This window comes from Pyxidicoccus fallax (assembly GCF_012933655.1).
GTDB lineage: Bacteria > Myxococcota > Myxococcia > Myxococcales > Myxococcaceae > Myxococcus > Myxococcus fallax.
Map to the genome: position 1 here is coordinate 1 of NZ_JABBJJ010000500.1, position 6,750 is coordinate 6,750.

Below are 6,750 nucleotides of genomic sequence, written 5' to 3' on the forward strand. Positions count from 1 at the left end.
CTCGCCCCCCTCCCCCTCCTCCTCGCGGGCGCGCTGCTGCTGGCGCCCGTTCATCGCGCCCGGGCCTGCGCCACCTGCGCCTGCGGGGACCCGACGCTCACCTCCATGGGCACCGAGCAGCCGTTCTCCGGCCGCCTGCGCCTGTCCTCCACGTTGCGCATGTGGGGGCACACGGTGGGACGCGACAACGAGGACGCGATGAGGCTGCGCGAGGCGCGCATGGACGTGGCCGCCGCGTACGCGCCGCTGCCGTGGCTCTTCCTCGCGGCCACCCTGCCCCTGCAGGCCCGCGAGGTGCGCGACGTCAGCCTCGCCCGCGAGCGCGGCTGGGGCGTGGGCGATGTGGAGGTGACGGCCAAGGCCTTCCTCTTCCAGGACAAGGCGTTCTCCGCGGACCACCTCTTCAGCGTGCTGGTGGGCGTGAAGCTGCCCACCGCGCCGGAATTGCGCGGCGAGGACGGGACGCTGCTGAACCTGGACACGCAGCTCGGCAGCGGCTCGGTGGACCCGCTGGCGGGCGTGGCGTACCAGCACTTCCGCGGCTCGTGGTCCTTCCTCGCGAGCGCCACCGGCTTCCTGCCCACGCGCGGCATCCAGGGCTTCCGCGCGGGCGCGTCCGTGCGCACCACGCTCGCGGCGCAGTACCAGCCGGCGAATCGCTGGGCGGTGCGGCTGGGCTTCGACGGCCGGCTGGAGGCCGCGGCCGACATCAACGGCGAGAAGGAGGAGAATGGGGGCGGCTTCCTCGGCTACGCCTCGCCCGACGTGCTCTTCAGCCCGGCCACGGACGTCGTCCTCGCGGCCGGGGTGCGCGTGCCCTTCCTCAACATGCTGCGCGGCCGCGTGTCCTCCACTCCCATCGCGATGATGTCCGTCGCGTATGACTTGTGAGCCATGCGCGCGCCCGTGAAGCCGTCTGCTCCCCTCATCCGTCTCGCCGCGCGTGCTGACGGTGGGCCCGTGGAGGCGCATCCGTGAAGACCCGTGCTTTCGCTACCGCCCTGCCTCACCGCCCGTGGTGGCGGTGGGCCCGTGGAGGCGCATCCGTGAAGACCCGTGCTTTCGCCACCGCCCTGCTCTGCCTCACCGCCTGTGGTGGCGGTGAGCGCGTGGAGGGGATGAAGCTCGACCTCGCTGTCACCACCGTCCGCGCGCGCCCCACCCCGGGCACGGAAGGGGCGCGCGGGCTCGTCACCGACACGGGGGCGCGCGCCACGCTCTCCGCCGCGCTCGTCACGCTGGGCAGCGTGGAGCTGTTCCCGTGCGAGGAGAGCGGCTGGCTGCGCCTGCTGCGCGGGCTGTCCCCGGTGGGCACCGCCTGGGCGCACTCGACGGGCAGTCCGCGCCGGCTGGGCACGCCACACGTGCTGCGGCTGGGCGCCACGGACGGAGAGGTGACGAAGCTGGGCGTGCTGCGCCCGCCTCCGGGCCGCTACTGCCGCGCGCGGCTCACCTTCGAGCCGGCGGACTCGGACGCGGAGGGACTGGGCGCCGCCTCCGCGGGCGCCGAGGCCGTGAACATGGTGGGCCGCAGCCTGCACCTGCGCGGCACGGTGACGTCCGGCGAGGAGCCCTTCGACTTCCGTGTGGATTCACGGGGCCTCGCCTCGGTGGACGTGGCGCTGGGCGGGCTGACGCTGTCCGAGGATGCGCCCGAGGCGGCGCTCGTCTTCGCGCTCGCCTGGGACACCTGGCTGGATGGCATGGGGCCCCGGGAGTCGCCCGATGATGTAGACCTGCTGGGCAACGTGGCCCGCTCCGCCTCGCTCCAGCCTCCCGCCGCACCATGACCCTCGACGCCCCGTCCTCCTCCGAGCCCACCTCGCGCGCCCGCATCAACCTGGAGTGGTTGCTGCGCCTGCGCTGGGGCCTGCTGCTGGGCCAGGCGGTGGTCATCGGCGCGGCGGCGTACGGGCTGGAACTGGCGCTGCCCGTGCCGGTGCTGGCGGCGCTGCTGGGCCTGGAGGCACTCACCAACCTGTCCGTGCGCGCGTGGCTGACGCGGGGGCGGCGGGTGACGGAGGGCACCATCGGCAAGCTGATGCTGTGGGACACGCTGGTGCTCACCGGCCTGCTGGCCCTCAGCGGAGGCACGCACAACCCCTTCACCACGCTGTACCTGGTGAACGTGGCGCTGGGCACGGTGCTGCTGCCGCCGCGGTGGACGTGGGGGCTGTTGGGCTTCACGCTGACGGCGTTCGGCTCGCTCTTCATGCTCCAGGACGTGGAGCTGCCGGCGGGGCTGTCCCGGCCGGACCACGCGGAGCTGATGCGGCTGCACCTCAATGGCATGTGGGTGGCGTTCGCGGTGGCCGCGGGCTTCATCGTCTACTTCGTCCAGCGCGTGACGCGGGCGCTCGGCGCACGGGAGCAGGAGCTGGCCCATGCGCGAGCGCTGCACGCGCGGCGGGAGAAGGTGGCGTCGCTGGCCACGCTGGCCGCGGGCGCGGCGCACGAGCTGTCCACGCCGCTGTCCACCATCGCGGTGGTGGCGAAGGAGGTGGAGCGCGCGCTGGCGGCCTCCAGCACGTCCGAGACGGTGCGCGAGGACCTGCGCCTCATCCGCCAGCAGGTGGACCGCTGCCGCGACGTGCTGGTGCAGATGTCCGCGGACGCGGGGCAGACCACGGGCGAGCCCTTCCACGCGCTGCCGCTGGGCCAGTTGGTGGAGGACACGCTGGCGGAGCTGCCCGGCGCGGAGCGCGTGCGGGTGGAGGTGCCCGCCGAGCTGAGCACGTGGCGGGTGCACGGCCCGCGGCGAGCGCTGGCCCGGGTGCTGCGAGGGCTGGTGAAGAACGCGCTCCAGGCCACGCCGCCGCCGGAGCCGGTGGAGTTGCGCGTGCGCGCGGAGGCGGCGGGCGCGAGGCTGGAGGTGCGAGACGGAGGCGCGGGCATGCCGGCGGAGGTGCTGGCGCGCGCGGGTGAGCCGTTCTTCACCACCAAGGCCCCGGGCGAGGGCATGGGCCTGGGCCTCTTCCTGGCGCGCACGCTGGCGGAGCAGCTCGGCGGCTCGCTGGAGTTGCACTCGACGCCCGGACAGGGCACCACCGCGAGCCTCGCGCTGCCGGTGGACGCTCCCCGGGTGGAGGTGGCGTCATGAGCACGGCAACGCACCATCCGAGCCTGCTGCTGGTGGACGACGACGCGACGCTGCGCGAGCGGCTGGCGCGCGCCTTTCGCGAGCGCGGCTGGGACGTCACCACCGCCGGAGGCTACGACGAGGCCCTGGTCGCCGCCCGCCGCGAGTCGCCGGAGTACGCGGTGGTGGACCTGCGCATGCCCGGCCGCAGCGGTCTGGAGCTGGTGAGGGACTTGCTCGCCGTGGACGCCTCCACGCGCGTGGTGGTGCTCACCGGCTACGGCAGCATCGCCACCACCGTGGACGCCATCCGCCTGGGCGCGGTGAACTACCTGCCCAAGCCCGCGGACGTGGATGACCTGCTCGCCGCCTTCGCGCGAGCCTCCGGTGAGCCATCCGTCGGCGTGCCGGAGAGCTTCGAGCCCCCGTCCCTCGCGCGCGCGGAGTGGGAGCACATCCACCGCGTCCTCGCCGACTCGGGCGGCAACATCTCCGAGGCCGCGCGCAAGCTCGGCATCCACCGGCGCTCGCTCCAGCGGAAATTGCAGAAGTACCCGCCCTCCCGCTGAGGCTCCCGCGCTCCACGGGCGTTCCGGACCTCATCCCCGGGTACAGGTGGCCCCTGGCTTCACCCGCGCGGGACTTCGCGGTAGTGGGGAGCCATGTCCACCGCACTCCAAAACCGTTCCCGCAGTGAGCTGGTTCAGGGCCGCTTCGGCCAGAGCCGCTTCATGGTCCGCCGCAAGTTCTTCAAGCTGTTCGGCGGCGCGTTCCACATCTACGACGAGGCGGGCAACGTCGCCTTCTACTCGAAGATGAAGGCCTTCAAGCTGAAGGAGGACCTGCGCATCTACAGCGGCGAGGACATGAGCGAGGAGCTGCTCACCATCAAGGCGCGCAGCATCCTGGACTTCGGCGCCACGTACGACGTCACCGACGCGACGACAGGCCAGCGCGTGGGCGCGCTGCGCCGCAAGGCCCTGCGCTCCATCCTCCGCGACCAGTGGCTCATCCTCGACGTGAACGACCAGGAGGTCGGAACCATCGAGGAGGAGAGCATGGCGCTCGCGCTGGTGCGGCGACTCCTCACCAACCTCATCCCGCAGACCTTCATCGGCGCCGTCGGGGGCATGGGGGTGCTCAAGTTCAGCCAGCGCTTCAACCCGTTCATCCAGAAGATTGACTTGGACTTCTCCATGGACACGGGCCGGAAGCTGGACCGGCGCCTGGGCATCGCCGCCGCGGTGCTCCTGTGCGCGATTGAAGGCCGCCAGTCCGGGGGCTGAGCCGCACCGTGTTTCAAGGGAGCCCAGGCGCGAGCCTGGGCTCGAGCTGGCGGAGCGCCGCTCCGCGGGCGGGCTAATCCCGCTGCGCGCCCAGCACGTCGAGCGCCCGGTCATAGGCACTCAGCCGGTGGTCGATGCCGTTGTAGCCACCGTTGATGCCGAGGGTGACGGCGCCGATGCGCCCCTGATCGGCCTGCTGGTTGAGGCCCCGGCTCTCGAAGAACCAGCCGGCGGTGCTCGCGGCGAGGTCCGGGTTGGTGGCCACCTGGTTGGGGTTGCGGGCGATGTCCACGCCCAGCGCCCTGCCCGCCTCCACGTAGTTGTCGCGGTGGGTGAGCTGCAGCGCACCGCGCCCGTAGTAGGCCCCGAGGTCCGGGTCGGGCTCGAGCTCGGACATGAACTGCAGGTCCATCGTCTCCGCGGCAATCTGGGACAGGAAGGCCGCCTGACGCGCGGGCGTGCTGATGTTCCGCTCCTCCATCGCCGCGTTGAGGGGGCCCAGCATCTCGGCGCGCCGCGCGGCGGTGGAGTTGGGCATGATGGAGGCGAGCTGCGCGTCGGTGACCGCCGTGTACCGGTCCGGCAGGCTCACCTCGGGAGCGCGGATGCCCTGGGCCTCGGCCGCGCGCTTCTCGGCCAGCGCGCCGGCCAGGGCCTCACGCGTCATCGCGTCGTAGCGCCCCGTGACGGCCATGCCGTTCTCGTACTGGAAGGACTTGAGGGCGCCCTCGGTGATGGAGCCGTAGAAGCCGGTGACGTGGCTCCTGGCCACGTAGCCCAGCTCGTTGAGCGCGGTCTGGAGCCGCGTGTTCGCGACCTGCTGCTGCGCCGTCGGCTGCGTGTTCGCGGGATTGCGGGCCAGACCGGCCGCGGGGAGCTCGGCGAGCGCGTTCGTCACGGCCCCCTCGAACACCACGGGCGTCTGGGCGACCTGGGCGACCTGCGCGGCCTGCGCGGCGGCCTGGGCTTCCGCCTCCGCCGTGGCCTCTGCCTCTGCTTCCGCGGTGGCTTCCGCTTCGGCGGTCGCCTCGGCTTCGGCGGTCTCCTGCGCGGCGTCCGCGGCCTGGGCCTCCTGCGTGGCCTCCGCTTCGGCGGTCGCCTCGGCCTCCGCGGTCTTGTTGGCCTCCGCCTGGGCCTCGGCCTCCGCGGTGGCCTCCGCCTGCTGCGCGGCCTCCACGGCGTCGGTCTTCGCCGCCTGCTGCTGGGCCGCGCTCACCGGCGAGGGGTTGAGGTCCACGGGCGCCGTGGGGGCCGCCGCCGTGAAGGTATCCGCCGCGAGGGCATTCTGGACGGCCTGGGCCTGAGCCGCCTGTTGCGCGGCCTGGGCCTTCGCGGCGTCCTCCGCGGCCTTCTTCGAAGCTTCCGCCTGGCGTGCGGCCTCGGCTCGGGCGGCCTCGGCTCGGGCGGCTTCCGCCCTTCCGGCGCTATCCGCGCCGCTGCTGCCGCTGCTGCCACCACTGCCACCAACGCTGGACATGAGCCGACCTCGCACGACTTCGGGGGGATGCGGGAATTGTCGCAACCCGATGGCGGAAGTTGCGGCCCCTGTGCGCGAAAGACCTACCCGTCTGGAATCATTGGGAGTTCCGGACTCCGGCTCCGGCGGGGCGCCGGGGCTTCTCGGTCCGGTACCGGCCCGTCTTCGGGTCGAGCACGTGCCGCACGGCGAGCTGCTTCACGGGGGGGACGCCCCGCATGTCGAAGGCCTCGATGCGCTTGAGGTCCGGGGTGGCGGTCCACTCGACGGGGGCGTCGGTGAGACCTCCCGCGCCCTCCAGGCGCTCGGGGGTGGAGAAGCGTCCCCGGGCGTCGAGGGTGAAGTGCTGGAAGGAGACCCGGGGGCACTCGCCGCAGGTGCCGGTGCCCATGCGGCTGGCGATGCCGCTGTAGACCTGGAGCACGTGGAGGCCCGAGGCTCGGGGCGTCACGCGGAGCGCGTCGTCGCCGATGTTGCGCGTGTCCACGAGGCTCCGACCCCGGCGCGACACCAACCAGCGGTCCACCTCGCCGCGAGCGTTCACCTCCGCGGGCACCGTGACGAGCTCCAGGTCTCCGAGCGTGGCCAGGGGCTTCACGTCGGCCAGGTCCACGCGCACCACGTCGGGGCTCGGGGCCTCGGGCGAGTACTGGTAGCCACGGGCGGGGTTCAGCCACACCTCGAAGGAGTCCACGTTCGGGCCGGGCTGGTACGAGGCACCCGGCCGCGTCTTCAGCGCCTGCTCCAGCAGCTCCGGCCACGCGCCGAAGCGCAGGGGCCTGGACAGGGTGGCCGTCTGGAAGGTGGGGGACGAGGACAGGCGCGTGGCGGCGTTCGCGGCGCCCGCGTCACCGTCCACGACGTCCACGCGGAGGCTGACGTGGGCCAGGGGGGCCTCGGCGGTGCGG

The 6,750-nt window shown here is 73.1% G+C and carries 7 protein-coding genes; 5 read left to right on the top strand and 2 right to left on the bottom strand.

Annotation, left to right across the window (positions count from 1 at the left end; all coding sequences use genetic code 11):
- The 5 genes from HG543_RS50040 to HG543_RS50060 all read left to right on the top strand — a co-directional run.
- Positions 1-891, top strand: an 891-nt coding sequence (locus HG543_RS50040; RefSeq protein ID WP_246357874.1) for a transporter, incomplete at its 5' end; no start/stop codon positions are given.
- 155 nt (positions 892-1,046) lie between these two features.
- The gene (locus HG543_RS50045) at positions 1,047-1,790 is read left to right on the top strand and encodes a hypothetical protein (RefSeq protein ID WP_169352062.1); all 744 of its coding nucleotides are present in this window, start codon (positions 1,047-1,049) and stop codon (positions 1,788-1,790) included.
- Positions 1,787-3,100, top strand: a complete 1,314-nt coding sequence (locus HG543_RS50050; RefSeq protein ID WP_169352063.1) for an ATP-binding protein — start codon at positions 1,787-1,789, stop codon at positions 3,098-3,100. Before HG543_RS50045 ends, HG543_RS50050 begins: the two co-directional genes overlap by 4 nt.
- Entirely contained in the window at positions 3,097-3,648 is a 552-nt protein-coding gene (locus HG543_RS50055) for a response regulator transcription factor (RefSeq protein ID WP_169352064.1), read from the top strand. The genes HG543_RS50050 and HG543_RS50055 overlap by 4 nt, the downstream gene beginning before the upstream one ends.
- A gap of 93 nt (positions 3,649-3,741) precedes the next feature.
- Positions 3,742-4,365 carry an LURP-one-related family protein gene (locus HG543_RS50060; protein WP_169352065.1) on the top strand — a complete coding sequence of 208 codons (624 nt, stop codon included), beginning with the start codon at positions 3,742-3,744 and terminating at the stop codon, positions 4,363-4,365.
- Positions 4,366-4,438: 73 nt separating this feature from the next.
- On the opposite strand, the gene HG543_RS50065 is transcribed toward HG543_RS50060, so the two are convergent.
- The gene (locus HG543_RS50065) at positions 4,439-5,842 is read right to left on the bottom strand and encodes a peptidoglycan-binding protein (protein WP_169352066.1); all 1,404 of its coding nucleotides are present in this window, start codon (positions 5,840-5,842) and stop codon (positions 4,439-4,441) included.
- Between the two features lie 97 nt (positions 5,843-5,939).
- Positions 5,940-6,750: hypothetical protein (locus tag HG543_RS50070; protein ID WP_211194724.1), on the bottom strand; the 811-nt coding region annotated here is incomplete at its 5' end.